The sequence below is a fragment of the Pseudoduganella buxea genome, from assembly GCF_009720835.1.
Classification (GTDB): Bacteria; Pseudomonadota; Gammaproteobacteria; order Burkholderiales; family Burkholderiaceae_D; genus Rugamonas; species Rugamonas buxea.
The window spans coordinates 22,422-46,642 of sequence record NZ_WNKZ01000046.1; the positions used below are offsets into that span (position 1 = coordinate 22,422).

A 24,221-nucleotide genomic window follows, 5' to 3' on the forward strand; every position below is an offset into this window, starting at 1 on the left:
ACATTCCGTACGGAAACTGTAGGACGGCACCCACGGCGGGCTCTTGCGCGCGATCAAGCGCGCTCGAGATACGGCGCGACGGTGTCGAATGGGGCGGACAAAACAACGGGGCCGCTCTTGCGAACGGCCCCGGCGGAATACTGGCTGGATACTGCGACTGTGGTCGGCGATGCTGTCAGCGACGGGGCGTGACGGAATACACTTCCTGCCCCGCTTCGTTGATCTGGCGCCGCAGGTCGCGCCGCTCGTCGGCCGTCATGCGGCTCATGCGGCGCGACATTTCCGCGTTGTTGGCGTTTTCCTGCATCAGGCGGCGCTGCTCCTCGGCCCGGGCCTCGAAGGAGCGGCCGTCGCTGGCATCGCCCCAGCGGCTGTCGCGCCGGTTCTGCTGGGATTGCTGGTTCTGCTGCTGACCCCGGTCATCCCGGCGCGGCGGGCCGTCGTTCGGCCCCGCCTGGGCAATGCCGACCAGCGACAAGGCCAGGAAGCCGAGCACAACGGCGGCCCGTGCACGAAAACCCGTGCCCGATGCCTTGCTCCGATTGTGTGCCCGATCGCTCATTGCCTGCCCTTTAAAAAAACACTGTGTGCCGCCGCTGCTGCGCATTCGCCCCAACCGATCCAACTGAACCATGAAGTGTGTCGGGATCGAACCAGCCGATTAACCAAGTGTATGCCCGTTTCCCTATGAGGGACAGTGCGTTCGGGTAAAGAATGTAACACTTTGTAATGGGTGCCGTCCAAGGCGCCCCGTCGCGCATTATGACGTTACCATAGCGACATGGTTCTGACAATTCCGACAGCCTTATGACCAATACTTCTACAGATTCCGGCAACACTCCCGCCAGCAGCGCTGGCCCAGCCGGCCACCAGGCCAAGATCATGGTGGTGGACGACGACGTCCGCCTGCGTGACCTGCTGCGCCGCTACCTGACTGAACAGGGATTTAACGTCTTTACGGCCGAAAGCGCCACGGCAATGAACAAACTGTGGCTGCGCGAGCGCTACGACCTGCTCGTGCTGGACCTGATGCTGCCGGGCGAGGACGGCCTGTCGATCTGCCGCCGCCTGCGTGGCGCCGGCGACCAGACGCCCATCATCATGCTGACGGCCAAGGGCGAGGACGTCGACCGCATCGTCGGCCTGGAAATGGGCGCCGACGATTACCTGCCGAAGCCGTTCAATCCCCGCGAGCTGGTGGCGCGCATCGGTGCCGTGCTGCGCCGCAAGGCGCCGGACGAGATTCCCGGCGCGCCGTCGGAAACGCCGCAGACCTTCGAGTTCGGCCAGTTCGTGCTGGACCTGGGTACGCGCACCTTGAAGAAGAACGGCGACACGGTGCCGCTGACGACAGGCGAATTCTCCGTGCTGAAAGTGTTTGCCCGCCACGCCCGCCAGCCCCTGTCGCGCGAGAAGCTGATGGAGCTGGCGCGGGGCCGCGAGTACGAGGTGTTCGACCGCAGCCTGGACGTGCAGATTTCGCGCTTGCGCAAGCTGATCGAGCCGGACCCGTCGAGCCCGCTGTACATCCAGACCGTGTGGGGACTGGGCTATGTCTTCATTCCGGAGGGACAGCCGCGCTGATCCAGCATGGACTTTTCCTCCTTGAAGTTGCCACCGTTGAAGTTTCCACCGCTGAAGTTCCCGCCCTTGAGCCGCTTCAAGAGCGGCTTGTTCTGGCGTACCTTCCTGTTGCTGGGCGTGCTGACGACCCTGTCGCTGGCCTCGTGGATCGGCATGATCAGCGTGGTCCAGCGCGAGCCGCAGGCCCAGCAATTGGCTGCCCAGGTCATCTCGGTCGTCACCATTACCCGCGCTGCGCTGACGCACTCGGCCCCCGAGCTGCGCACGGAGCTGCTGTTCGAGCTGGTCTCGAACGAAGGCATCCGCGTCTTCCTGCTGGAGGAGGACGACGAAGTCGAGCCGCCGCCGGGCAACGCCCTGATGCCGGACATCGAAAAGCTCGTCAAGGCCAAGCTGGGCAAGGACACCCGTTTTTCCGCCCGCGTCAACGGCATGCGCGGCTTCTGGGTCAGCTTTCGCATCGGCGAGGACTCGTACTGGCTGATGCTGGAACGGGAACGCATCACGGGACTGACGGGGGTGCAATGGCTGGGCTGGGCCGCCGTCGTGTCGATCGTGTCGCTGCTGGGCGCGGCCTTGCTGTCGAGCCTGATCAACGCGCCGCTGCGCCGCCTCACGGCCGCCACCCGCGCCATCGCCCAGGGCCGCCGCCCCGATCCCCTGCCGGAAAAGGGGCCGAAGGAAATCCGCCTGGCCAACCGCAGCTTCAACCAGATGGTCGACGACCTGCAGCAGGTCGAATCGGACCGCGCCGTGATCCTGGCCGGTATTTCCCACGATTTGCGCACGCCCTTGACGCGCATGCAGCTGGAAGTGGAAATGGCCGACCTGTCGCCCGAGGCGCGCGAAGGCATGCAGTCCGATATCGCCCAGATGGACGCCATCATTGCCCAGTTCCTCGACTACGCCAAGCCGACCGAGGCGTCGAGTTTCGTCAACGTCGATGCCAGCGCCATGCTGCAGGAAGTGGCGCACGAAGTGGGCCGGCTGCCGGACGTGCGCGTCATCACCGATATCGCGCCCGGCGCCCACGTGCTGGGCAACGGCACCGACCTGAAGCGCGTGATCCACAACCTGATCGAGAATGCCCGGCGCTATGGCAAAACCCCCGGCACCGACATGGCCGAGATCGACATCCGCTGCACCGTCAAGGGCATGCATGCCTTGAAAAAAGTGGTGATCGACGTGCAGGACCACGGCGTCGGCGTGCCGCCCGAGCGCATCGGCGAGCTGCTCAAGCCGTTCACCCGGCTGGACGAAGCCCGCAGCCAGGCCAATGGCGCCGGCCTGGGCCTGGCCATCGTCGAGCGCGTCCTGCAACGCCATGGCGCGGAGTTCCAGTTGAGCAACCGCGACGGTGGCGGCCTGCTGATCCATATCGAAATGAGCGCCGTTTGACCTGACCCATATTGAGGCAGCGCAAAGCTTGAGTCCGTCTGCAACAAAAAATATTTTTTAGCGTTTGTCGATTTGTCTTTTCATCATTCGTCGTCGATCATGAGAGCACACCCGCTCTTGCGACCACAACCGAGGAGATGACGATGAATCAGCCTAAAAAAGTTCCAGACGACATGCACACGATCACGCCCCACCTGGTGTGCCGCGATGCCGCCGCCGCCATCGAGTTCTACAAGAAAGCCTTCGGCGCCGTCGAGATGGCGCGCATGCCCGTGCCGGACGGCAGCGGCAAGCTGATGCACGCGATGGTGAAGATCGGCGATTCCAACATCATGCTGGTGGACGAATTCCCGGAAATGGGCTGCGTCGGCCCGCAAACCCTGAACGGCTCCCCCGTCACGCTGCATTTCTACACGGAAGATGTCGATGCCGCCTTCCAGCGCGCGCTGGACGCGGGCGCCACCACCAAGATGCCCGTGGCGGACATGTTCTGGGGCGACCGCTACGGCATGGTGACGGATCCGTTCGGCCACCTGTGGTCGCTCGCCACCCATATCCGCGAGGTCAGCCCCGAGGAAGCCATCGAAGCGTCGAAGTCGGCGCCCGAATGCGCCGCCTTCGAGCAATAAGGAGTATCGCCATGCGATTCATGATCCTGGTAAAAGCCAATGCCGATTCCGAGGCGGGCAAGATGCCGTCCACCGAGCTGTTGACGGCGATGGGCAAGTACAACGAGGAACTGGTCAACGCCGGCGTACTGCTGGCCGGCGAAGGTCTGCATCCCAGCGCGCGCGGGGCCCGGGTGCGCTTCGGCGGTGGCACGCCGCAGGTCGTCGACGGGCCGTTCGCCGAAACGAAGGAACTCGTTGCCGGCTTCTGGCTGATCCAGGTAAAGTCGATGGACGAGGCGATCGAATGGGTCCGGCGCGCACCCATGCAGGACGGCGACGAGGTGGAAATCCGCCGCGTCTTCGAGGCCGAGGATTTCGGTGCCGAGCTGACGCCCGAACTGCGCGAGCAGGAAGAACGGCTGCGCCGGCAGACGGCGTGAGGTCCACGATGGGGAGGGCTTGATGCAATTCATGGTGATACGGCGGGCCGGCGGCGGCTCGGAAAGCGATGCGTTTCCGCCCGGCGGCCTGGTGGACGGGGTAGCGGGCGGACGCTGGCTGCGCCCCAGCGCCCACGGTGCACGCCTGCGGCGCACCGAAGACGGCTGGACCTTGCACGAAGGCCCCTTCCCGCTTGATGAACTGGTGGCCGGTTTCACGATCATCGAAGCGCCGTCGAAGGCGGCGGCGCTGGAATGGGCGCGCGGCTGGCACGTTGCCGACGACGAAGGCGATGTCGAACTGGAAGTGCGCGAGACAGGCTGCAGCGGCGACTGCCACAGCATCGACACGGGCCGGGCACCGTCGCTGACGCCCTACGTCGTGCTGCTGCGTTCGGACGAGACGACCGAGGCGGACCCGGTGCCGCCGCCGGAAGTCATCGAACGCATGAACCGCTGCAATGCCGAAGGCGTCGCGGCCGGCATCGTGCTGGCCGGCGCGGGCCTGCAGCCGACGTCGAAAGGCGCGCGTCTGAAGCTGCGCGGGGGCCGCGCCGCCGTCATCGACGGGCCGTTCACGGAACTGAAGGAACTGATTGCCGGCTACTGGCTGATCCAGGCCGCCACGCGGCAGCAGGCGGTCGACTGGATCGAGGCATATCCCTTCCCGCTCGGACCAAGGATGGAAGTGGAACTGCGCGAGGTCGCGCTGCGCGGGGTGGCCATGGCGACGGCGCCGGCACGATGACGGCAAACGCCGTGCACCGCACCATCGAGGCGGTCTGGCGCATCGAATCGGCCCGCATCATCGCCGCGGTGGCGCGCATGCTGCGCGACGTCGGGCTGGCCGAGGAAATGGCGCAGGAAGCCCTCGTCAGCGCGCTGGAAACGTGGCCTGCCGCCGGCCTGCCCGCCAACCCGGCGGCGTGGCTGATGACGGCGGCAAGGAACCGGGCGCTCGACTGGCTGCGCCACCGCAAGCTGGAACAGGCGCGCGAAGGTGAACTGGCGTTCGAGATCGAAAGCCAGTTGCAGGATGCCGCACCCGACCTGGAACGCGATGCCCACGACCGGATCGGCGACGATTTGTTGCGCCTCGTCTTCATCGCCTGCCACCCGGTTCTGCCCACCGAAGGTCGCGTGGCATTGACCCTGCGCCTGCTGGGCGGCCTGACCACCGACGAAATCGCCCGCGCCTTCCTCGTGCCCGAGGCCACGGTGGCCCAGCGCATCGTGCGCGCCAAGCGCACCCTGGCCGAGGCGCGGGTGCCGTTCGACGTCCCCGTCGGACACGAACTGGTGCAGCGGCTCGCTTCGGTGCTGCAAGTGATCTACCTGGTCTACAACGAAGGCTATGCCGCCAGCGCCGGCGCCGACTGGATGCGTCCGGCCCTGTGCGACGAGGCCTTGCGCCTGGGCCGCATCCTGGCCGGGCTGGTGCCGGGCGAAAGCGAAGTGCACGGCCTGGTGGCGCTGATGGAGATCCAGTCCTCGCGGGCCCGGGCCCGCACCGATGCCCAAGGCGTGCCGGTCCTGCTGCTGGACCAGGACCGCTCGCGCTGGGACCAGCTCCTGATCCGGCGCGGCCTGGCCGCGCTGGCGCGGGCGGAACAGGTGGCCGCCGAACGGGGCAAGGCGCTGGGGCCGTATGCGCTGCAGGCGGCCATCGCGGCCTGCCACGCCCGCGCGCGCCGCGCCGGGGATACGCCATGGACCGGCATCGCCGCGCTGTACGACGCGCTGGCCCAGCTGGCGCCGTCCCCTGTCGTCGAACTCAATCGGGCCGTGGCCGTTGCGATGGCCTTCGGCCCGGCCGCGGGCCTGGAGATCGTCGAGGACCTGCTGGACGAACCGGTGCTGCGCCACTACCACCTGCTGCCCAGCGTGCGGGGCGATTTTCTCTTCAAGCTGGGGCGCCTGGCCGAAGCGCGGGCCGAACTCGAACGGGCCGCCGGGCTGACGCAGAACGAGCGCGAGCGAACGCTGCTGCTGGAGCGCGCCGCCGCCTGCGTGGCACGGCAGGTAACTACAGTGGGTCAAGGCAGCTGCACCGCTCCCTCGGCCCGCGTACGCACATAACGCGGCAAGGTATCGGCCAGTTGCAGCCACCGCACATGGCTTTGCATGAAGCTATGGTAGCCCGGCGGAATCAGCTCCGGGTCGTCCAGGCTGGCGGTGGTGATGTCGATCTCGTCGGGCCAGCGGGCATCCTCGAACGTCAGCTGGGTGCCGCAGGCGGCGCAGAACCGGCGCAGCACGCCGGGGCTGGATGCGTAACAGGCGGGCGTCCCGGCGGTATAGCGCAGCCCTGTCTTGGGCACGGAAAACCAGGCCACGGCAGGCGCGCCGGCGGCGCGGCGGCACATGGTGCAGTGGCACAAGGTGCTGTTGAACGGCGTGGCCGTGACGAGGTAGCGGATCGCGCCGCAGAAACATCCACCCTGGTGCATGTGCCCCTCCCCTGCAATATCAGTTTCCGGAAAAACCTACTGGGGCAGGTTCTGGTGGGCCGGGTCCGGCTGCTCCAGCAGTTTCGTCAGCAGCAGCTCGGTGGACCCATAGCCGTACAGGGAATCGCTTTCCAGCCCCTCGGTTTCGTACGGCACCGACACTTCGCGCTCCGGCTTGGCCGGGTCGTCCGCGTACGTGGCCTGCCAGGCCCGCTTCAAGGTGTCCGACCGGCGGATAAAGACGGGCACGGGCCAGTCGTTGCGGTCGAAACGCTCGGCATCGCCCAGTACGGGCCAGCGGCCGTTGGCCAGGGCCATGTCGCCCGTGCGGATGGCCTTCAGCGCATCGTGCGCCGTCAGGCTCTGCAACTCGGCCAGGGCCGGCATCGCCGGACGTTTCGGACCGAACAGGTAGGCCAGCATGATTTTGCCTTGCGGCGACATGCGGGCGACCAGTCCGGCCGCGAAGCCGCCGTTAATCAGCGGCACGGCAAACCAGCTTCCTTCGTGATAAGGCTGTAACTTCATATATCCCTTTTCTGGCGGGACCCGCGCCGGCGCTGCAGCACCGGCACGCTCCCCTATACGTGCGTTATTCGATTGTTCGCACTGTTGTCCTGCTTGTTGTGCCGTGGCAGGAGCGCTCAGGGCTCCTCGCCGTAATGATACTGCGCCGCGATGGGGCCTGCCTTGAACAGGGCTTCGCGCAGTTCCTTGTCGAGCTTGCTGTCGCGGCGCCGTGCCCATTCCAGCAGCATCGCCACATGCTTGCGGGCGCCGTCGCGCTGGTTCGCCAGGACCAGCTTCAGCTCGGGGTCGGTGCAGGCCTCGATGCGCTGGTTCAGCATGTCGAGCGTACCGAGCTTGTCGATCAGCGCGGTCAGGCCCCGGTGCATGTCCAGCACCTGGGCGTTCAGGTTCTCGCGGGGTTCGACAACATGTTCCTGCGTCATGGGGGCTCTCCGATGGTTCAGCAAAATTTCAAGCTCGTGATTCCGACACCGGGAAATCGGCGTCGGCAGGCAGCATTGTCGGCCCTGGGCAGTCTTTCCTCAAGTGTAACAATACGACTGAAAGCATGGCGCACGAATTTGCAGGCGGATGTGGTAAGCTTCGCCCTCGCTGGGGGTCCTGGAATGCGTTTCCGGGTGAGAAATACCCTTCGTACCTGATCTGGATAATGCCAGCGAAGGAAAGCGCAAATGTGGTGTTCACCCCTCCTCCTTTGAGTGCTCCGTCGCTGGTTCCGCCGAACCCGAAGAGCACACAATGTACAAGACCAAGATCGTGTTATCCGCCGCCGCGCTCGCCGTAGCGCAGGCTTTCCCCGTACTCGCCCAGACCCAGGCCGCGCCGCCGGAGCAGGACGTCACGGAAGTCGTCATCACCGCCACCCGCGCCGGCGCCGAACGCGCCTCCGTGGCCGGCTTCTCCGACGCGCCGCTGCTGCAGACGCCCGCTTCCGTCAGCGTCATCACGCGCGAGCAGCTGCAGGCGCTGAACATCCGTTCCACCACCGACGCGTCGCGCTACGACGCCAGCATCGGCGACGCCTACAACGCCGTCGGCTATGCCGAGCAGTTCGCCATCCGCGGCTTCAAGCTGGACAACGCGCGCAGCTACCGCAAGGACGGCCTCGCCATTTCCGGCGACACCCAGATCCCGCTGGAGAACAAGGACAGCATCGAGGTGCTGAAGGGCCTGGCGGGCCTGCAGGCCGGCGTGGCCGCGCCCGGCGGCATCGTCAACTACGTCACCAAGCGTCCCACCAATGAAACCCTGCGTTCCGCCCTGCTGGAAGTGAGCGAACGGGGCACCGTGCTGGGCACGCTGGACCTGGGCGGGCGCTTCGCCGACCGCCGCTTCGGCTACCGCGTCAACCTGGCGGGCGAGCGCCTGCGCTCGTACATCGACGGTGCCGACGGCCACCGCAACTTCATCTCCGGCGCCTTCGACTGGCAGATCACGCCGCAGGCGCTGCTGCAGATCGATGCCGACTACCAGAAGAAATCGCAGGTCTCCGCGCCCGGCTTCCAGCTGATCAACGGCGTGTCGCTGCCGAACGTGGCGGCCGACACGATGCTCAACAACCAGCCGTGGAGCTACCCCGTCGAAACGGAAAGCAGCAATATCGGCGTGCGCTTCCAGTACCGCTTCAACCCTGAATGGCAGGCCGTCGTCAGCGCCAACCGCCACGACTTCAAGCGCGACGACTACACCGCCTTCCCCTACGGCTGCACGGCGCAGGAACTGTATCCGGGCTTCTGCGGCAACGGCGACTACGACGTCTACGACTACCGCAGCCTGGGCGAGAAGAAGAAGCCCCTGGCGGCGCAGGCCATGCTGCAGGGCCGCTTCGCCACGGGCGCGCTGCGCCACGAGCTGACGGCCGGGCTGTCGTATTTCCAGAACAAGGAAAGCTGGGCCGACTACCTGTACGAGTATGCGGGCGTGAGCAATATCTACCGCCCCGTCGCCGTGCAGCCGCTGAAGTGGACGGGCGACCCGGCCACCGAACGCCGTGTCGACAGGGAGAGCTCCGCCTTCGTGCAGGACATCGTCGGCCTGACGGCAGCCCTGAAGCTGCACGCGGGCGCCCGCTACACGAAGGTGCGCCGCAACGAGGTGGGCCTGGATGCGCAGACCGACGCCGGTTTCTGGCTGCCGAACGTGGCGCTGGTATACAGCCCGCGCGCCAACGTATCCGGTTACGTATCGTATGCGCAGGGCCTGGAGCACGGCGGCATCGCCCCGATCGGCACGACGTTCCCGAACCGCGCGCTGGCGCCGGGCAAATCGAAGCAGGTGGAAGCGGGCGTCAAGGCGGAAGTAAGGGGCATCAGCCTGGCCGCCGCCGTCTTCCAGATCGACAAGGGCCTTGAATACACGGACGCCACCAACACCTTCGTGCGCAACGGCGAAGCGCGCCACCGGGGTCTGGAAATGAGCGCGCAGGGCAAGGCCACGCGCGAGCTGACGGTGGGCGCCTCGCTGGCGGCGCTGCACACGGAGCAGGACGGCACGGGCCAGGCCTTCTTCGACGGCAAGCGCGTCACCAACGTGCCGGCCTTCCGCTCCACGGTCTTCGCCGAATACGCGCTGCCGCAGGTGCCGGGCCTGAGAATCAACGGCGACTGGCAGTTCGTGGCAAAGAAGGCCTTCGACCAGGCCAACTCGGTGATGGTGCCGAAGTACCACGTCGTCAACCTGGGCGCCTCCTACGCCACCCGCGCCGGCGGCATGCCGCTGACCCTGCGCGCGCAAGTACGCAACGCCTTCGACAAGTTCTACTGGCGCGACGTCACGCAGGACCTGGGCGGCTACCTGTTCCCCGGCCCCGAGCGCACCTTCCGCGTGTCGGCCCAACTGGATTTCTGACCCGGCCGCTTCACCCGGTGTCAGACACCTGATTCAGACGTGTTGCCCGAAAACCGGTGCCTGACCGCCGCGGCGGGCCGACCGGTTTTCGGGCAACGCCGCGCATTCGGCGTCAGACACCGAATGCGCGGCGAACCGATCAGCGGCCGAGCACGGCCTCGACCTGCGCCATGCGTTGCTCCAACGGGCCGTGGATGCGCACGTGGGCGATGCCGCGCGAGATCAGCTCGGCCGTCAGGATCGTGTTGACGGCGGCGCTCTGGTCTTCCGGCTCGCGCTGCAGGCCGTCCGGCTGCCACGGGATGTCCGGCGCGCAGGCGAACGTGACGTCGTAACGGCGGCTGGCCGCCAGTTGCGCCAGCGCGTCGTCGATGCGCCCGAAATAATGGCGGCTGTAGACGGCCGTCATCAGCGGCGTCGTATCGCAGAACACGAAGCGCCCGGCCCGCGCGGCCGCCAGGTCTTCCCGCGCGGCCTGGGTCTGGGCGATATGCAGCTGGTCTGCTTCCACCGGCACACGTCCCCGCGTCTCGACGAATTCGCGCAGGTATTCGGGCACCCATACGGACTCGTAGCGTAGGGCCAGGGCCTGCGCCAGCGTGGTCTTGCCGGAGGACGCGCTGCCGACGATCGCCACCCGCATGGCCTGGCCGCCGAAGGCCGTCATTTCAGCACCATCGCCGCGCTGCCGACGGCATCGCCCTCCATCGACCGCCGCCACGCTTGCAGGCCGGCGATGGCCATGAAGACGAACAGGCCGTACAGCAGCGCCGTCAGCATCAGGCCCTTGTGCACGTACAGCGCCACATACAGCACGTCGACGATGATCCACACGTGCCAGTTCTCCAGCCGCTTGCGCGACAACAGCAGCTGCCCCACCAGGCTGCCCGCCGTCAGGAAGCCGTCCGACACCGGCACGTCGGTGTCGGTGAACGAGCGCAGGAACCACGCCAGCACGGCAAAGGCCAGCAGCCACGCCAGGGCGGCGACGCCCCTGCCGCGCCACGTCAGCGCCGTCACGGGCAGGCGTTCGTGGCGGTCGTCGCCGTGCAGCCACTGGTACCAGCCCCACACGGAAACGGAGATGAACACCAGTTGCAGGCCCATGTCGCCATACAGCTTCGATTCGAAGAAGACGGCGCCGTACATGGCCGACGACAGGATCGCGAACAGCCAGGCCCAGTGGTTCTGGCGGATGTTCAGCCACACGGTGACGATCGACAGGACGAAGGAGAGCAGCTCCAGCGGGGTGGTGGCAAGGCCGAAAAGGATCAGGGATTGGTTCATTGCATAGCGCCGATGAGGACGCAGGATTATGCCACGCCGGCGTGCCCTGCGCCGCCCCGGCCGGCATTGGGCTACACTATCGGCCCGGGCCGACGCCCAGCCATGGGAGACCAGCATGTACGCCAATCCGGACAGCGCCACCCACCTCGACCTGGAACGTTTCGTCACGGCCCAGGCGCCAGTCTACGGCCAGGTCCTGCGCGAACTGTGCGACGGCCGCAAGCGCAGCCACTGGATGTGGTTCATCTTTCCCCAGCTGCGCGGCCTGGGCCACTCGGAAACGAGCCGCTTCTACGGCATCGCCTCGCTGGCCGTGGCGCGTGCCTACCTGGCCGACGACGTGCTGGGCACCCGGCTGTGCGAATGCACGGAACTGGTCAACAGCCATGCCGGCCAGCCCATCGTCCGCATCCTGGGCGACGTCGACGCGCAGAAATTCCATTCGTCGATGACGCTGTTCTGCCGCGCCACCCACGACAACGCCCTGTTCCGCAAGGCGCTCGACAATTTCTACGGCGGCAAGCCGGACGGCACCACCCTGGCGCTGCTGCGCGGCTGACCGGTCAACGTGCCTGGACGAAGCGGGCCACCGCCGATACCAGGTTCGGCGACAGCGGCACATCCGGCGTCGCATACGCCGTGGCCTGGGCCTGGCCGTCGCCTTGCGCCATCTTCAGCACATGGTTCATGCCCGGCACGACCACCAGCGCCGTGCCGGGTCGGGCCTGCTGTAAGGTGAACGCATCCTTGACGCCCACCTGGAAATCGGTGCTGCCCTGGATCACGACCGCCGGCATCTTCAACCGGGCGAACTCCCGCGCCGGATCGTAGCGGAACCAGGAAATCAGGTAAGGCTGCACGCTGGGGCGATACAGCATGGCCAGTTCCGGCGGCACGTCGCCGGCCGGCTTGCCCTGCTCCAGGGAAGCCAGGATTCTTTCGCTGTGCGCCGCAAGGCCCGGCGGCAGCTTGCCCGCGAACTGGCCGCGCAAGGCGTTCGATGCGCGCTGGCCCGGCCCCGCCAGCGACACCATGCCATCGGCGCCTGCCGCGCCGGCCGCCAGCATGCCGATCAGGGCACCCTCGCTGTGACCGACGACGACGGTCTTCGTGAAGCGCCGGTCGGCCTTGAGCTTGCGCACCCACGCCGCCGCGTCGTCCACATAGTGCTCGAAACGCAGATCCGCCTCGGAAAGTGCGGCCGGCGCGCTGGCGGCGATGCCCCGCTTGTCATAGCGTACAGTGGCCACGCCGGCCGCCGCCAGCGCTTGCGCCAGCTGCCGCAGGCTGTCGTTCTTCAAGCCGGGACCATTGCCGTCGCGGTCCGTCGGGCCGGAGCCGGCGATGAGCAGCACCACCGGGGCGGGCCCCGCGCCATCGGGCAGCAGCAGGCTGCCGTGGATGGCACCGTCGGCGTCTAGCCGGATGGCCGTCTCGGTCGGGGCGGCACATGCACCGGCGGCAAATGCAAGGGCGACAGTCAATGCGAGGGGTTTGGTAACGGGCATGGTCTTCATCTCCTGGCAAGGTGGCCGCTGCGCGGGTCGGCAGCGCAGCGCCAGTATAGGTTTCCCAGGCACGCTTAATTCTCGCCAATTGTCACGATGCCGGCGCAAAAAAAAACCGCCATCCTCGCGAATGGCGGTTCTTCATCGATACGAGCCGGCGGCTTGTTTGCCCGCTTATTTGCCCGCTTATTTGCCCGCTTAGTTGCCCGCTTAGTTGCCCGCTTAGTTGCCCGCTTAGTTGCCCGCTTGTTTGCGAGGATACTTGATCGTCATTTCCTTCAGCAGATTGTCGGCATGGTCGACTTCCTTCATCACCCACAGCATGTAGCGCACGTCCAGGTGGATGGCGCGGGTGATGTCGCGGTCGAAGTACCAGTCCTTCGTGATCGACTCGTAGGTGGAGTCGAAGTTCAGGCCGATGAGCTCACCGCGCTTGTTGACGATGGCCGAGCCGGAATTGCCGCCCGTCGTGTCGGCGCTCGAGAGGAAGTTCACGGGTACCGTGCCCAGGACCGGGTCCTTGAACTGGCCGTAGCGCTTGGCCTTGACGGCATCGAGCAGTGCGGCCGGGGCGTTGAACGGCTCCTTGCCGGTGTGCTTCTCGGCGATGCCTTCCACCGTCGTGAACGGGCCCTTCGTGATGCCGTCCTTCGGCGAGTAAGGCGATACGGTGCCGTAGGTGACGCGCAAGGTGGAGTTGGCGTCCGGGTAGACCGGTTTGCCCTGCGACTTCTTCCACGCGATGACGGCGCTCATGTACTGCGGGATCACCTTCTCCAGGTTGCCGTCCACTTCCTTCGAGCGGTTCTCCAGTGCCCGGTCGATGGCATCGAGCTTGATGGCCAGGCGGATAAAGGCGTCGTCGGACTTTGCCAGGGTGGCGGCATCCTTGTCCAGCAATGCCAGGCGGGTGGCGGTATCGCCCAGCTTCGTGTTCGCATACAGCTTGGGCACGTCGGCCGCGGCAGGCAGCAGCGGGTCCAGTCCTTGCGGGCGCGTCGCCAGCTTCGCATAGCGCTGCAGGCCGGCGACGAAGCGGGCCTGGTCGACGCCGGCCACATACGACTGTTCCAGGCGCGTCAGGCGGGCCTTGATGAAGGTCAGGTCGCGTTCCTGGTAGCCCGCTTCGCGCTCGGCGTTCGGCTTGGCCCGTTCCTGCGCCAGGCGGTACAGGGTGCGCGCGCTTTTCAGCAGGTCGCTGTTGGTCGCCACGTTCCACGCGAACAGCTCCTGCTCCAGCGCCATGTCGGCGGCGATCGCCGCATCCAGCTCGGCCAGCATGGCCTGGGACACGCCCGGCTGCTTGCCGTACCAGGCGCGGAACTCGGCATCCTGCACGTCCTTGATGGCGGCAATGTCCTTGCGCGCGAAGCCGTCCAGCAGGCCCTGGGTCTTCTTCATGCGGTTGTTGATCGACTTGACCACCGACGCGTAGCGCACTTCGTCATCGGCCTTGGCTTTGGTGGCGGCGGCAATCGTGTCCAGGTCGGCCTGGTACTCGGCCACCTGGGCCGGGTAGCTGGTGCGCTGGGCGAAGCGCACTTCGGTCGGCAGCTTGTAGCGGCTGGTACGGCCCGGGTAGCCGGCCAGCAGCACGGGGTCGCCCGCCTTCAGGCCTTCGGCCGACACCACCAGGAAATCCTTCGACTTGTAGGGCACGTTGTCCGGCGACGGGTCGGCCGGGCGGCCATCCTTGCCGACGTAGGCGCGCAGGAAGGAGTAGTCGCCCGTGTGGCGTGGCCATTCATAATTGTCGATATCGCCGCCGTAGTTGCCGACCGTGTCGGACGGCGCGTAGACCAGGCGCACGTCGCGGATCATCATCTGGCGGATGCGGTAGTACTCCAGGCCCCGGTGGAAGGCCGGCACCGAGCAGCGGTACACCTTGTCGGTCTCGCACTCGGCAATCAGGTCCTTCACGCGGCGTTCGATCTGCTCGTGGCGCGCGCGGCCGCCGACATTGTCCAGCCCTTGCAGCACGCGTGCGCTGACGTTCTCCACCTTGTCCGTCACGTAGACCAGCGTGTTCGGGCCGCCCGGCAGCTCCTCGCCGCGGGTCTTGGCCAGGAAGCCGTTGGCGATATAGTTCTTCTGCGCCGTGGAGTTGCGCTGGATGGCGCCGTAGGCGCAGTGGTGGTTCGTCACCACCAGGCCGTCCGGCGACACGAAGGAAGCGGAGCAGCCGCCCAGCGAGACGATGGCGCTCATCGGGTGCTTCGACAGGTCGGCGATGCGTTCGGCCGGAATCTGCATGCCGATGCGCTGCAGTTCGGACTTCAGTTGCGGCATCTGGTGCGGCTGCCACTGGCCTTCATCCGCCTGGGTGGTACCGAAGGCGGCGAGCAGCGCAGCTGGCAAAACGAGTTTTGTAAACGACAAGATGGTTCCCCCAAATATTGTGGCCACGGCAGTATAAGCCCACTTCCACCATGTGAAAATGCCTTTTTGGCCACGGGGCCCACTTCATTCCGGGGTGTGCCACCCTCCGCCCAGCGCCTGGATCAGGGCCACCGCCGTCGTCTGCCGGTCCGCCTGCACCTGCACCAGCGCGCGCCGGGCATTCAGAGCCGTCACCTGCGCCGTCACCACTTCGCTGTAGCCCACCTGGCCGGCCCGGTAGCGGTTGATCATCTGCTGCTCGACCTGGTCGGCCGCCTCCGAGGCGGCGCGCCGCAGGTCCTGCTGCTGCGCCAGCGCGCGCGTGGCGGCCAGCTGGTCCTCCACGTCGGCAAAGGCATTGAGCACCGTCTGGCGGTACTGGGCGATGGTGACGTCGCGCGCGGCGCGGGTCTGCTCGACCCGCGCGGAGATGGCGCCGGCATTGAAGATGGCCTGCGCCGCCGACACGCCCAGCGACCACAGGTTGTTCGAAGCGTTGAACAGGCCACCCGCCTGGCTGGCGCCATAGCCGTACGAGGCCGAGAGGTTCAGCGACGGGAAGTAGGCGGCGCGGGCGATGCCGATCTGTTCGTTGGCGACGGCCACGCGGCGTTCGAAGGCGGCGATGTCGGGCCGGCGCTGCAGCAGGGTCGAAGGCACGCCCAGCGGCACGTCCGGCACGGCCAGGGTCCAAGGCGCGGGCGCCAGGCTGAAGTCGGCCGGTGCCTTGCCCAGCAGGATGGCGATGGCATGTTCGTACACGGCGCGCTGGCGCACCACGGTCAGCCGGTCGGCCTGGGCACTGGCCAGCTGCGTCTGCGCCTGCAGCAGGTCGGAGCGGGCCGTGATGCCCGCGTCGAAGCGGTTCTGCGTGATCTGCTGCACGCGCTGGTAGCCTTCCACCGTCGTGGCCAGCAGCGCCAGCTGGGCGTCGGCCTGGCGCAGGCCGATGTAGTTCGCCACCAGCTCGCCCTGGGCGGACAGGCGCGCGGACGCAAGCTCCGCGGCACTGGCCTGGGCACTGGCCTGCGCACCCGTGACGCCGGCCCGCAGCGAGCCCCAGATATCGGGCTCCCAGCTGCCGCCGATGCTGACGCGGTAGTCGTTGGCGGCGCGCGCGTTGCCGCCGCCCGAGCGGTTGCCCGATCCGGACAGGCTGACCACGGGGAACAGCGACGCGCGCTGCTCCGCCACCACGGCACGCGCCTGGGCATACGAAGCGGCGGCGGCAGCCACGTTCTGGTTGTCGATGTCGATGGCGCCGGCCAGCTCGTTCAGGGTGGCGTCGCCGAACAGGGTCCACCAGGGTCCACGCTCCAGCGCATCGGCCGGCGCGGCGGCGACCCAGCCCTGCGCCTCCTTGAACTGGGCAGGGGCAACCGTGGCAGGCACTTCATACTTTGGTCCGATGGCGCAGCCGGTCAGCAGGAGTGCCGCGAATGCGATGGCGCCAAGGCGCACACGTGGAAAGGAAATCTTCTTGTTGTTCATGGTATCGAAGGCGATGCGCCCGGGCCGTCGTGGGGACGGGCGAGCTTGTGTTCGTCGGGGCTGCGCGTGCGCAGCTTGTCGAGCAGGATATAGACGACCGGCGTCGTCAGGAGCGTCAGCAGCTGGCTGGCGACCAGGCCGCCGATGATGGCGATGCCCAGCGGCTGGCGCAGTTCCGACCCTTCGCCGAAGCCGATGGCCAGCGGCAGCGCGCCGAGGGCGGCGGCCAGGGTCGTCATCAGGATGGGGCGGAAGCGCAGCAGGCACGCTTCGCGCACGGCCTCTACCGCCGTCAGGCCCCGGGCCCGCTCCGCGTCCAGTGCGAAGTCGATGATGAGGATGGCGTTCTTCTTCACGATGCCGATCAGGAGGAACACGCCGATCAGCGCGATGATGGAAAACTCCATGCGGAACAGCAGCAGCGCCAGCACGGCGCCGACACCGGCCGACGGCAAGGTGGACAACACCGTCACGGGGTGCACCAGGCTTTCGTACAGGATGCCCAGCACGATGTAGATGACGACGATGGCCGCCAGGATCAACAGGGGCTGCTGCCTGTTCGATTCCTCGGCCTGTTTCGCCTGGCCCTGGAAGCTGCCCCGCACATTGTTCGGCATGCCGATATCGGCTTCGGCCTGTTTTACCGCGTCCTGCGCCTGGCTCAAGGTGAAGCCCTCGGCCAGGTTGAACGAGATCGTCGTCGCCAGCTCGCCATCCTGGTGGTTGACGGAGGTGGGCGTGGAACTTTCGGCGAAGCTGGCAATGCCGGACAGCGGCACCATCGGCGACACGGCCGTGCTGAGCGCGGAGCCCGTCGACGTGTCGCGCTGCCCCTGCGCGTTATTGGCCGTGCTGTTGCTGCCGCCCGATGCGGTGGCGCCGCTGGCGGAATCTTCGTTGGCGGTGCTTGACGCGCTCGCCGCCGGCGCCGTACCCGGCACGTAGACGTCATTCAGCGCTTCCGGGCTTTGCGCATACTCGGGCGCCACTTCCATCACCACCTTGTACTGGTTCAGCTCATCGTAGATGGTGGCCACCTGGCGCTGGCCGAAGGCGTTGTACAGCGCGTTATCGACGTCCCTGACGGACATGCCCAGCCGCGCCGCCGTCTCCTTGTCGATGGTGACAAAAGTTTCGACGCCGTTGTCCTGCTGGTCCGTGTCGATGTCGGCCAGTTCGGGCTGGCCCTTCATCGATGCGGCCAGCCTGGTCGCCCAGGACTGCAGGTCGGCGCGGTTATCGCTTTTCAGGGTGTACTGGTAAGTCGAATTGCTGGAGCGCCCGCCCATGCGCAAATCCTGCACGGGATTGAGGAACAGCGACACGCCCGTCACCTTGGCGATCTGCGGACGCAGGCGGGCGATCACAGCCTGGCCCGATTCGGTGCGCTCCGAGGCGGGTTTCAGGTTGACGAACATGAAGCCGCCGCCGGCACGCGAGCCGCCCGTGAAGCCGACGACGGTGGCCACGGCCGGGTCCTTGCGGATGATATCGACCAGCTGGCGCAGTTTCTGCTGCATGGCCTGGAACGAGATGCTCTGGTCCGCGCGCAGGCCGCCGTTCAGCTGGCCCGTGTCCTGCTGGGGGAAGAAGCCCTTCGGTGCGGCGGCGAACAGGTAGACGTTCAGGCCGATGACGAAGGCCAGGATCAGCATCACCAGCCAGGCGCTGTGCAGGGCCCAGTCCAGCGCGTGTTCGTAGGTGCGCTGCATCCACAGGAAAGCGCGCTCGAAGGCCCGCGACACGCGTCCCGGTGGCTTGCGCTCATGCTCGGCCTTCAGCAGCCAGGCGCACATCATTGGCGTCGTCGTCAGGGAGATGACGAGTGAGATCAGCACGGCCACCGACAGGGTCACGGCGAACTCGCGGAACAGCCGCCCCACCTGCCCGCCCATGAACAGCAGGGGAATGAACACGGCCACCAGGGAAAGGCTGATCGACAGCACCGTGAAGCCCACTTCGCGCGCACCCAGCAGGGCCGCCTTGAAGCGGTCCATGCCCGCCTCCACGTGGCGCGCCGTGTTTTCCAGCACGACGATGGCATCGTCGACGACGAAGCCGGTGGCCACCGTCAGCGCCATCAGCGACAGGTTGTTCAGCGAGAAGCCCATCACGTACATGGCGCCGAAGGTGCCCAGCAGCGACACGACGGTGGCAATGGCGGGAATCACGGTGGCCCGCACATTGCGCAAGAAGGCGCTGACCACCAGCACCACCAGCACGATGGAGATGACGAGCGTCAGCTCGATCTCGGCCAGCGAGGAGCGGATCGAGTTGGTGCTGTCCGACGCCACCGACAGCTTGATGTCCTGCGGCAGCTGCGCCTGCAGTTGCGGCAGCAGCGCGCGCACGCTGTCGACCGTTTCGATGACGTTCGCATCGGGCTGGCGCCGCAGCAGCACGATGACGGCCGGCTCGCCGTTGTACAAGCCCAGCGTGTTCTTGTTCTCGGCGCCGTCCTCCACGGTGGCGACGTCGCGCAGGCGGATGGCGGCGCCACCGCGCCAGGCCACGACCAGGTCGCGGTAGTCTGCCGCCGTGGGCCGGCCGGTGCCGCTGCCCGTGCCGGGCGACGAGTAGATCTGCAGGCGCCGCCCTTCGCTTTCCAGCGCGCCCTTGGGCCGGTTGGCGTTGGTGGCCTGGATGGCGGCGCGCACATCCTCCGTCGACACGCCGTAGCGGTTCAGCGCATACGGCAGAAGCTCGACACGCACGGCCGGCAGCGAGCCGCCGCCGATCTCGACGTCGCCGACACCCTTGACCTGCGCCAGCTTCTGCTGGATGACGTTCGACACGGCCTCGTAGACCTGGCCCGGCGTGCGCGTGGGCGACGTCAGCGCCAGGATGATCACGGGCGCGTCGGAAGGATTGGCCTTGCGGTAGGTGGGATTGCTGCGCAGGGTGGACGGCAGGTCGGCGCGCGAGGCGCTGATGGCAGCCTGCACTTCGCGGGCGGCCGCGTCGATCTTGCGGTTCAGGTCGAACTGCAGGTTGATCCGCGTCGAGCCGCTGGACGAACTGGACGTCATCTCGTTGACACCGGCGATGACACCGAGCCGGCGCTCCAGCGGCGTGGCGACGCTGCTGGCCATCGTGTCGGGGCTGGCCCCGGGCAGGCTGGCGGAGACGGAGATAGCCGGGAAGTCCACCTGCGGCAACGGCGAGACGGGCAGCACGAAGAAGGCGCCGATGCCCGCCAGCGCGATGCCGATGGTCAGCAGCACGGTGGCGATGGGGCGCCGGACGAAGGGTTCCGACAGGTTCACGGCGCCACTCCGGCTTGCGTCGCGGCCGGCCCGCCGCGCTTGCGGAAGCGCTGGCCCAGGCGGTCGAACGCCAGGTAGATCACGGGCGTCGTGTACAGGGTCAGCACCTGGCTGACGATCAGGCCGCCGAAGATGGCCAGGCCCAGGGGCCGGCGCAGTTCGGCGCCCTCGCCCCAGCCCAGCATCAGCGGCACGGCGGCGAACAGCGCGGCCAGCGTCGTCATCAGGATGGGGCGGAAGCGCAGCAGCGCGGCCTGGTGGATGGCCTCGCGCGGGGCCTTGCCGCCATCGCGTTCGGCCTCGATGGCGAAGTCGATCATCATGATGGCGTTCTTCTTGACGATACCGATCAGGAGGATGATGCCGATAATGCCGATGACCCCCAGGTCCTGGCCCGAGAGCATCAGCGCCAGCAGCGCGCCCACGCCGGCCGACGGCAGGGTGGACAGGATCGTCAGCGGGTGGATATAGCTTTCGTACAGCACGCCGAGCACGATGTAGACGCATACGACGGCCGCCAGGATCAGCCACAGCTGGTTCGACAGCGAGGCCTGGTAGGCCCCGGCCGCGCCCAGGAAGGTCAACGTGACGGAGCCGGGCAGCCCGATTTCGTCGGCCGCCACACGGATCGAATCGACCGCGCGGCCCAGCGAAATGCCCGGCGCCGTGTCGAAGCCCAGGGTGGTGGCCGGATACTGGGCCACGTGCGTGATCTGCAGCGGCGCCGGCTTCTCCACGATGGTGGCAATCGCCGACAAGGGCGTGGGCTTGCCGCTGCCCGTGCGGATCTGCAGGTCGCCCAGCGCGGCCGGCGTATTCAGGCTGCCCGGCTGGGCTTCCAGGATCACGCGGTACTGGTTCGTCTCCGTGAAGATGGTCGACACGATGCGCTGGCCGAAAGCGCTGTACAGCGCGTCGTCGACGGCGGCGGCCGTGACGGACAGGCGCGAGGCCGTGTCGCGGTCGATCGTCACGTAGGCCGCCGCGCCCGTGGCGCCCGCGTCCGACGTGACGTTGCGCAGCTGCGCCTTCTGCGCCATGCGCGCGGTAAGCTTGTTGGCCCACTCCGTCACGGTGGCCGTATCGGCTCCTTCAAGCGACACGCGGAACTGGGTCGGCCCCGTCTCGGCGTCGATGGTCAGGTCCTGGGTCGGCTGGAGGAAGATCCGCACGCCGGCTACTGTCTCGACCCGCTTGCGCAGGCGTTCCATCGTGTCGGCCTGGTCGCCCCGGTCGCGCTTCAGGTTGATCAGCATGCGGCCCGTGTGCAGCATCGTGCTGTTGGCGGCGTCCACCCCGACGAAGGAGCTGAGCGACTCGACATCCGGGTCCGCCAGCAGTTTTTCTGCGGCCTGGCGCTGCAGGGCGGCCATGCGCGTGTACGACACGGCTTGCGCCGTTTCGATGCGCCCTTGCAGCTGGCCCGTGTCCTGGGTGGGGAACAGGCCTTTCGGAATCAGGAGGTACAGCACCACCGTCAGCACCAGGGTGGCCAGGGCCACCAGCAGGGTCAAACCCTGGCGCGCCAGCACCCACTGCAGTGAATTGTCGTAATGGTGGATCACCTTGTCGAAGAAGCGCTGGACTCTTCCGCCGAAACTGTTCGGGTCGTCGTCCTTGTGGCTGGTCAGCCACCGTCCCGCCATCATCGGCACCAGGGTCAGCGACACGACGGCCGAGATCAGGATCGTGATCGACAGCGTGATGGCGAATTCGCGGAACAGGCGGCCCACGACGTCGCCCATGAACAGCAGGGGAATCAGCACGGCGATCAGGGACACCGTCAGCGAAATGATGGTAAAGCCGATCTGCTGGGCACCCTTCAGCGCGGCCACCATCGGCGTCTCGCCCTCTTCTATATAGCGGGCGATGTTTTCGATCATGACGATGGCGTCGTCGACGACGAAGCCGGTGGCGATCGTCAGCGCCATCAGCGACAGGTTGTTCAGGCTGTAGCCCAAGAGGTACATGGCGCCGCAGGTGCCGATCAGGGAAATCGGCACGGCCAGACTGGCGATGACGGTGGCGCGCACGCTGTGCAGGAAGAGGAAGATCACCAGCACCACCAGCAGCACGGCCAGCACCAGTTCGATCTCCACGTGTTCGACCGAGGCGCGGATGCCCGTCGTGCGGTCGCTCAGCACGTCCATGCGCATGGCGGCCGGCAGGCCGGCCTGCAGCTCGGGCAGGCGCGTCTTGATGGCGTCGACGGTGGCGATGACGTTGGCGCCCGGCTGGCGCTGCACGTTCAGGATGATGGCCGGCTTCATATTGGCCCAGGCACCCAGGCGCACGTTCTCCGCGCTGTCGACCACGTTCGCCACTTCCGACAAGCGCACCGGCGCGCCGTTGCGGTAGGAGACGATCAGGTTCTTGTAGTCGTTCGCCGTCAGCAGCTGGTCGTTCGCATTGATGGTGAAGGAACGGGTCGGGCCGTCGAAGGACCCCTTGGCGCTGTTGGCGTTGGCGTTCGAGATCGCCGTGCGCAGGGTGTCCAGGCCCAGGCCGTAGCTGGCCAGCGCCAGGGTGTCGGCCTGGATGCGCACGGCGGGTCGCTGGCCGCCGGACAGGGTGACGAGACCCACCCCCGTGACCTGGCTGATCTTCAGCGCCAGGCGCGTATTGACGATATTCTGCACTTCCGTCAGCGGCATCGTGTCCGACGTGATGGCCAGGGTCAGCACGGGCGCGTCGGCCGGATTGACCTTGGCGTAGACGGGCGGCGCCGGCAGGTCGGTCGGCAGCAGCGAGCCGCCCGCGTTGATGGCGGCCTGCACTTCCTGCTCGGCCACGTCGAGCGTCTGGCCCAGGCCGAACTGCAGGGTGACGACGGAGACGCCGGCGGCGCTGGTGGAACTCATGCGCTGCAGGCCGGACATCTGACCGAACTGGCGCTCCAGCGGCGCCGTCACGGTCTGCGCCATCACTTCCGGGCTGGCGCCGGGGTACAGGGTCTGCACCTGGATGGTGGGGAAATCCACCTGCGGCAGCGCCGACAAAGGGAGAAACTTGAAGCCGACCAGGCCCGCCAGCACGATGGCCAGCATCAGCAGCGACGTCGCGACGGGCCGGCCGATGAACGGTGCCGAAGGACTCATCGCGCGCTGCCCGCCTGCGGTTGCGCGGAAGGCTGTGCGGCGCTCGGCTGGGCGCTATTGCTGCGGTCCGCCGCGCTGCCTTGCCCGCTGCGGCCGCCCTCTTCCGGCATGCTGCGGGGCGCGACCGTGTCGTCGGCGCGGTGCGGGCGCATCTTCGCCGCGTCCTTGCCGACGGCGCCCGCCGCCACGTCCGGCGTGCCTGCTGGCGCCGTGGCCACGGGAGCGGCGTCGGCCCGCTGGCGTCCACCGCCCTCCCCACCCCTGCCACCTTTTTGTCCGCCCCGTCCCGCGCCCGGCTTGTCACCCGGCAGCGTGACCCTGGCGCCGTCCGTCAGGCGGTCCGCGCCTTCCGTGATGACCTTCTCGCCGGCCTTCAGGCCCGACACGATCTGCACCTTCTCCACGGTGGCCTGGCCCCGCTTGACCTGGCGCAGCGCCACCGTGCGGTCGGTGTTCAACACGTACACGAAGTCGCCCGTGGTACCGTGACGCAGCGCCGTCACGGGCACCATCACGGCGTCCTTGATGGTGCGCATCTGCAGCCGCACGTTGACGAACTGCAGGGGGAACAGGGTCATCTTGCTGTTGTCGAAGCGGGCCTTGGCCATCACGGTGCCCGTCTGCGTGTCGACCTGGTTGTCCAGCGCCGAGAAGCGCCCTTCGTCCAGCACGTCCGTGCGGGTGCGGTCGTAGGCCACCGCCGGCAGGACGGCGCCCGTGCTGGCGCGGCCCATGATGTCGGGCACGCGGTCCTGGGGAATGGCGAATTCGACGTCGATGGGCGACTGCTGCGTGATGACGGCGATGCCGGCCGTGTCGCCCGTGCTGACGAGATTGCCCACGTCGACCACGCGCAGGCCCACGCGGCCCGTGATGGGCGCGATCACCTTCGTATAGCCCAGGTTCAGGCGCGCCGTGCCTTCGGCCGCGCGGTCCGTCATGACGGTGCCCTGCAACTGCTTGACCAGGGCCGCCTGCGTGTCGACGTCCTGGCGCGCGATGGAATCCTGCGACAGCAAGGTGCGGTAGCGTTCCAGGGTCAGCCGGGCGTTTTCCAGCTGGGCCTCGTCGCGCTGGCGCTGGCCCGTGGCCTGCAGCAGCGCCATCTCGAACTGGCGCGGGTCGATCTGGGCCAGCACCTGGCCGGCCTTGACCAGTTGCCCTTCCTTGAACAGCACCTTCTGCAGGATGCCGGAGACCTGGGGACGCACCGTCGTCGTCGCGGCGGCCGTCACCGTGCCGAGGGCATCGAGCGTGACGGGCAGCTCGGCCAGTTCGGCCGTGGCCACGCCCACCGTCGTGGCCGGACCGCCGCGCCGGCCGCCGCCGCC

General features: G+C 67.3%; 20 protein-coding genes and 1 riboswitch. Of the genes, 8 read left to right on the forward strand and 12 right to left on the reverse strand.

Annotation, left to right across the window (positions count from 1 at the left end):
* Positions 1–175 precede the first annotated feature (175 nt).
* Positions 176–562 carry a hypothetical protein gene (locus GM672_RS15990; RefSeq protein ID WP_229417769.1) on the reverse strand — a complete coding sequence of 129 codons (387 nt, stop codon included), beginning with the start codon at positions 560–562 and terminating at the stop codon, positions 176–178.
* A 320-nt stretch (positions 563–882) separates the two neighbouring features.
* On the opposite strand from GM672_RS15990, the gene ompR reads away from it, so the two are divergent.
* The 6 genes from ompR to GM672_RS16020 all read left to right on the forward strand — a co-directional run bounded on the left by ompR (position 883) and on the right by GM672_RS16020 (position 6,112).
* Positions 883–1,584: an osmolarity response regulator transcription factor OmpR gene (ompR, locus tag GM672_RS15995; RefSeq protein WP_229417773.1), complete on the forward strand. Its 702-nt coding sequence runs from the start codon at positions 883–885 to the stop codon at positions 1,582–1,584.
* A 6-nt stretch (positions 1,585–1,590) separates the two neighbouring features.
* Entirely contained in the window at positions 1,591–2,982 is a 1,392-nt protein-coding gene (locus tag GM672_RS16000) for a sensor histidine kinase family protein (protein WP_155471535.1), read from the forward strand.
* 137 nt (positions 2,983–3,119) lie between these two features.
* A complete protein-coding gene (locus GM672_RS16005) occupies positions 3,120–3,611 on the forward strand; it encodes a VOC family protein (RefSeq protein WP_211517374.1) in 492 nt (163 codons plus the stop codon).
* A gap of 11 nt (positions 3,612–3,622) precedes the next feature.
* Entirely contained in the window at positions 3,623–4,033 is a 411-nt protein-coding gene (locus GM672_RS16010; protein WP_155471536.1) for a YciI family protein, read from the forward strand.
* Positions 4,034–4,055: 22 nt separating this feature from the next.
* On the forward strand, positions 4,056–4,781 hold the full coding sequence (locus GM672_RS16015) for a YciI family protein (RefSeq protein ID WP_155471537.1): 726 nt from the start codon (positions 4,056–4,058) through the stop codon (positions 4,779–4,781).
* A complete protein-coding gene (locus GM672_RS16020; RefSeq protein ID WP_155471538.1) occupies positions 4,778–6,112 on the forward strand; it encodes an RNA polymerase sigma factor in 1,335 nt (444 codons plus the stop codon). The genes GM672_RS16015 and GM672_RS16020 overlap by 4 nt, the downstream gene beginning before the upstream one ends.
* On the opposite strand, the gene GM672_RS16025 is transcribed toward GM672_RS16020, so the two are convergent.
* The 3 genes from GM672_RS16025 to GM672_RS16035 form a co-directional block, all read right to left on the reverse strand.
* A complete protein-coding gene (locus tag GM672_RS16025) occupies positions 6,070–6,483 on the reverse strand; it encodes a GFA family protein (RefSeq protein WP_155471539.1) in 414 nt (137 codons plus the stop codon). The genes GM672_RS16020 and GM672_RS16025 overlap by 43 nt on opposite strands.
* Before the next feature lie 36 nt (positions 6,484–6,519).
* Positions 6,520–7,011, reverse strand: a complete 492-nt coding sequence (locus GM672_RS16030) for an Imm26 family immunity protein (protein WP_155471540.1) — start codon at positions 7,009–7,011, stop codon at positions 6,520–6,522.
* A 116-nt stretch (positions 7,012–7,127) separates the two neighbouring features.
* Positions 7,128–7,436 (reverse strand): ferritin family protein, encoded by a 309-nt coding sequence (locus tag GM672_RS16035; protein ID WP_155471541.1) that lies wholly within the window; start codon positions 7,434–7,436, stop codon positions 7,128–7,130.
* A gap of 161 nt (positions 7,437–7,597) precedes the next feature.
* Positions 7,598–7,695, forward strand: a riboswitch (TPP riboswitch).
* Between the two features lie 57 nt (positions 7,696–7,752).
* On the opposite strand from GM672_RS16035, the gene GM672_RS16040 reads away from it, so the two are divergent.
* Positions 7,753–9,861, forward strand: coding sequence for a TonB-dependent siderophore receptor (locus GM672_RS16040; protein WP_155471542.1), 2,109 nt, complete (start codon positions 7,753–7,755; stop codon positions 9,859–9,861).
* A gap of 139 nt (positions 9,862–10,000) precedes the next feature.
* On the opposite strand, the gene GM672_RS16045 is transcribed toward GM672_RS16040, so the two are convergent.
* Both GM672_RS16045 and pnuC read right to left on the reverse strand, forming a co-directional pair.
* Entirely contained in the window at positions 10,001–10,528 is a 528-nt protein-coding gene (locus GM672_RS16045) for an AAA family ATPase (protein ID WP_155471543.1), read from the reverse strand.
* Positions 10,525–11,148 carry a nicotinamide riboside transporter PnuC gene (gene pnuC, locus GM672_RS16050; RefSeq protein ID WP_155471544.1) on the reverse strand — a complete coding sequence of 208 codons (624 nt, stop codon included), beginning with the start codon at positions 11,146–11,148 and terminating at the stop codon, positions 10,525–10,527. Before pnuC ends, GM672_RS16045 begins: the two co-directional genes overlap by 4 nt.
* Before the next feature lie 115 nt (positions 11,149–11,263).
* Between pnuC and GM672_RS16055 the strand changes: the two genes are divergently transcribed.
* A complete protein-coding gene (locus tag GM672_RS16055; protein ID WP_155471545.1) occupies positions 11,264–11,707 on the forward strand; it encodes a DUF1810 domain-containing protein in 444 nt (147 codons plus the stop codon).
* A 4-nt stretch (positions 11,708–11,711) separates the two neighbouring features.
* On the opposite strand, the gene GM672_RS16060 is transcribed toward GM672_RS16055, so the two are convergent.
* The 6 genes from GM672_RS16060 to GM672_RS16085 all read right to left on the reverse strand — a co-directional run.
* Positions 11,712–12,656 carry an alpha/beta hydrolase gene (locus tag GM672_RS16060; RefSeq protein WP_155471546.1) on the reverse strand — a complete coding sequence of 315 codons (945 nt, stop codon included), beginning with the start codon at positions 12,654–12,656 and terminating at the stop codon, positions 11,712–11,714.
* A gap of 234 nt (positions 12,657–12,890) precedes the next feature.
* Positions 12,891–15,014, reverse strand: a complete 2,124-nt coding sequence (locus GM672_RS16065) for a S46 family peptidase (RefSeq protein ID WP_260098570.1) — start codon at positions 15,012–15,014, stop codon at positions 12,891–12,893.
* Between the two features lie 105 nt (positions 15,015–15,119).
* Positions 15,120–16,526, reverse strand: a complete 1,407-nt coding sequence (locus GM672_RS16070) for an efflux transporter outer membrane subunit (protein WP_155471548.1) — start codon at positions 16,524–16,526, stop codon at positions 15,120–15,122.
* Positions 16,523–19,792, reverse strand: coding sequence for an efflux RND transporter permease subunit (locus GM672_RS16075; protein ID WP_170300097.1), 3,270 nt, complete (start codon positions 19,790–19,792; stop codon positions 16,523–16,525). The genes GM672_RS16070 and GM672_RS16075 overlap by 4 nt, the downstream gene beginning before the upstream one ends.
* A complete protein-coding gene (locus tag GM672_RS16080; RefSeq protein ID WP_155471549.1) occupies positions 19,789–22,890 on the reverse strand; it encodes an efflux RND transporter permease subunit in 3,102 nt (1,033 codons plus the stop codon). The genes GM672_RS16075 and GM672_RS16080 overlap by 4 nt, the downstream gene beginning before the upstream one ends.
* On the reverse strand, positions 22,887–24,221 hold a 1,335-nt coding region (locus GM672_RS16085; protein ID WP_229417770.1), incomplete at its 5' end, for an efflux RND transporter periplasmic adaptor subunit. The genes GM672_RS16080 and GM672_RS16085, both read right to left, overlap by 4 nt.

What these genes read in the sequence shown, in the direction of transcription:
- GM672_RS15990 (WP_229417769.1), bottom strand. Translation starts at nt 562, where the DNA reads ATGAGCGATCGGGCACACAATCGGAGCAAGGCATCGGGCACGGGTTTT.
- ompR (WP_229417773.1), top strand. Translation starts at nt 883, where the DNA reads ATGGTGGTGGACGACGACGTCCGCCTGCGTGACCTGCTGCGCCGCTAC.
- GM672_RS16000 (WP_155471535.1), top strand. Translation starts at nt 1,591, where the DNA reads ATGGACTTTTCCTCCTTGAAGTTGCCACCGTTGAAGTTTCCACCGCTG.
- GM672_RS16005 (WP_211517374.1), top strand. Translation starts at nt 3,120, where the DNA reads ATGACGATGAATCAGCCTAAAAAAGTTCCAGACGACATGCACACGATC.
- GM672_RS16010 (WP_155471536.1), top strand. Translation starts at nt 3,623, where the DNA reads ATGCGATTCATGATCCTGGTAAAAGCCAATGCCGATTCCGAGGCGGGC.
- GM672_RS16015 (WP_155471537.1), top strand. Translation starts at nt 4,056, where the DNA reads ATGCAATTCATGGTGATACGGCGGGCCGGCGGCGGCTCGGAAAGCGAT.
- GM672_RS16020 (WP_155471538.1), top strand. Translation starts at nt 4,778, where the DNA reads ATGACGGCAAACGCCGTGCACCGCACCATCGAGGCGGTCTGGCGCATC.
- GM672_RS16025 (WP_155471539.1), bottom strand. Translation starts at nt 6,483, where the DNA reads ATGCACCAGGGTGGATGTTTCTGCGGCGCGATCCGCTACCTCGTCACG.
- GM672_RS16030 (WP_155471540.1), bottom strand. Translation starts at nt 7,011, where the DNA reads ATGAAGTTACAGCCTTATCACGAAGGAAGCTGGTTTGCCGTGCCGCTG.
- GM672_RS16035 (WP_155471541.1), bottom strand. Translation starts at nt 7,436, where the DNA reads ATGACGCAGGAACATGTTGTCGAACCCCGCGAGAACCTGAACGCCCAG.
- GM672_RS16040 (WP_155471542.1), top strand. Translation starts at nt 7,753, where the DNA reads ATGTACAAGACCAAGATCGTGTTATCCGCCGCCGCGCTCGCCGTAGCG.
- GM672_RS16045 (WP_155471543.1), bottom strand. Translation starts at nt 10,528, where the DNA reads ATGACGGCCTTCGGCGGCCAGGCCATGCGGGTGGCGATCGTCGGCAGC.
- pnuC (WP_155471544.1), bottom strand. Translation starts at nt 11,148, where the DNA reads ATGAACCAATCCCTGATCCTTTTCGGCCTTGCCACCACCCCGCTGGAG.
- GM672_RS16055 (WP_155471545.1), top strand. Translation starts at nt 11,264, where the DNA reads ATGTACGCCAATCCGGACAGCGCCACCCACCTCGACCTGGAACGTTTC.
- GM672_RS16060 (WP_155471546.1), bottom strand. Translation starts at nt 12,656, where the DNA reads ATGCCCGTTACCAAACCCCTCGCATTGACTGTCGCCCTTGCATTTGCC.
- GM672_RS16070 (WP_155471548.1), bottom strand. Translation starts at nt 16,526, where the DNA reads ATGAACAACAAGAAGATTTCCTTTCCACGTGTGCGCCTTGGCGCCATC.
- GM672_RS16080 (WP_155471549.1), bottom strand. Translation starts at nt 22,890, where the DNA reads ATGAGTCCTTCGGCACCGTTCATCGGCCGGCCCGTCGCGACGTCGCTG.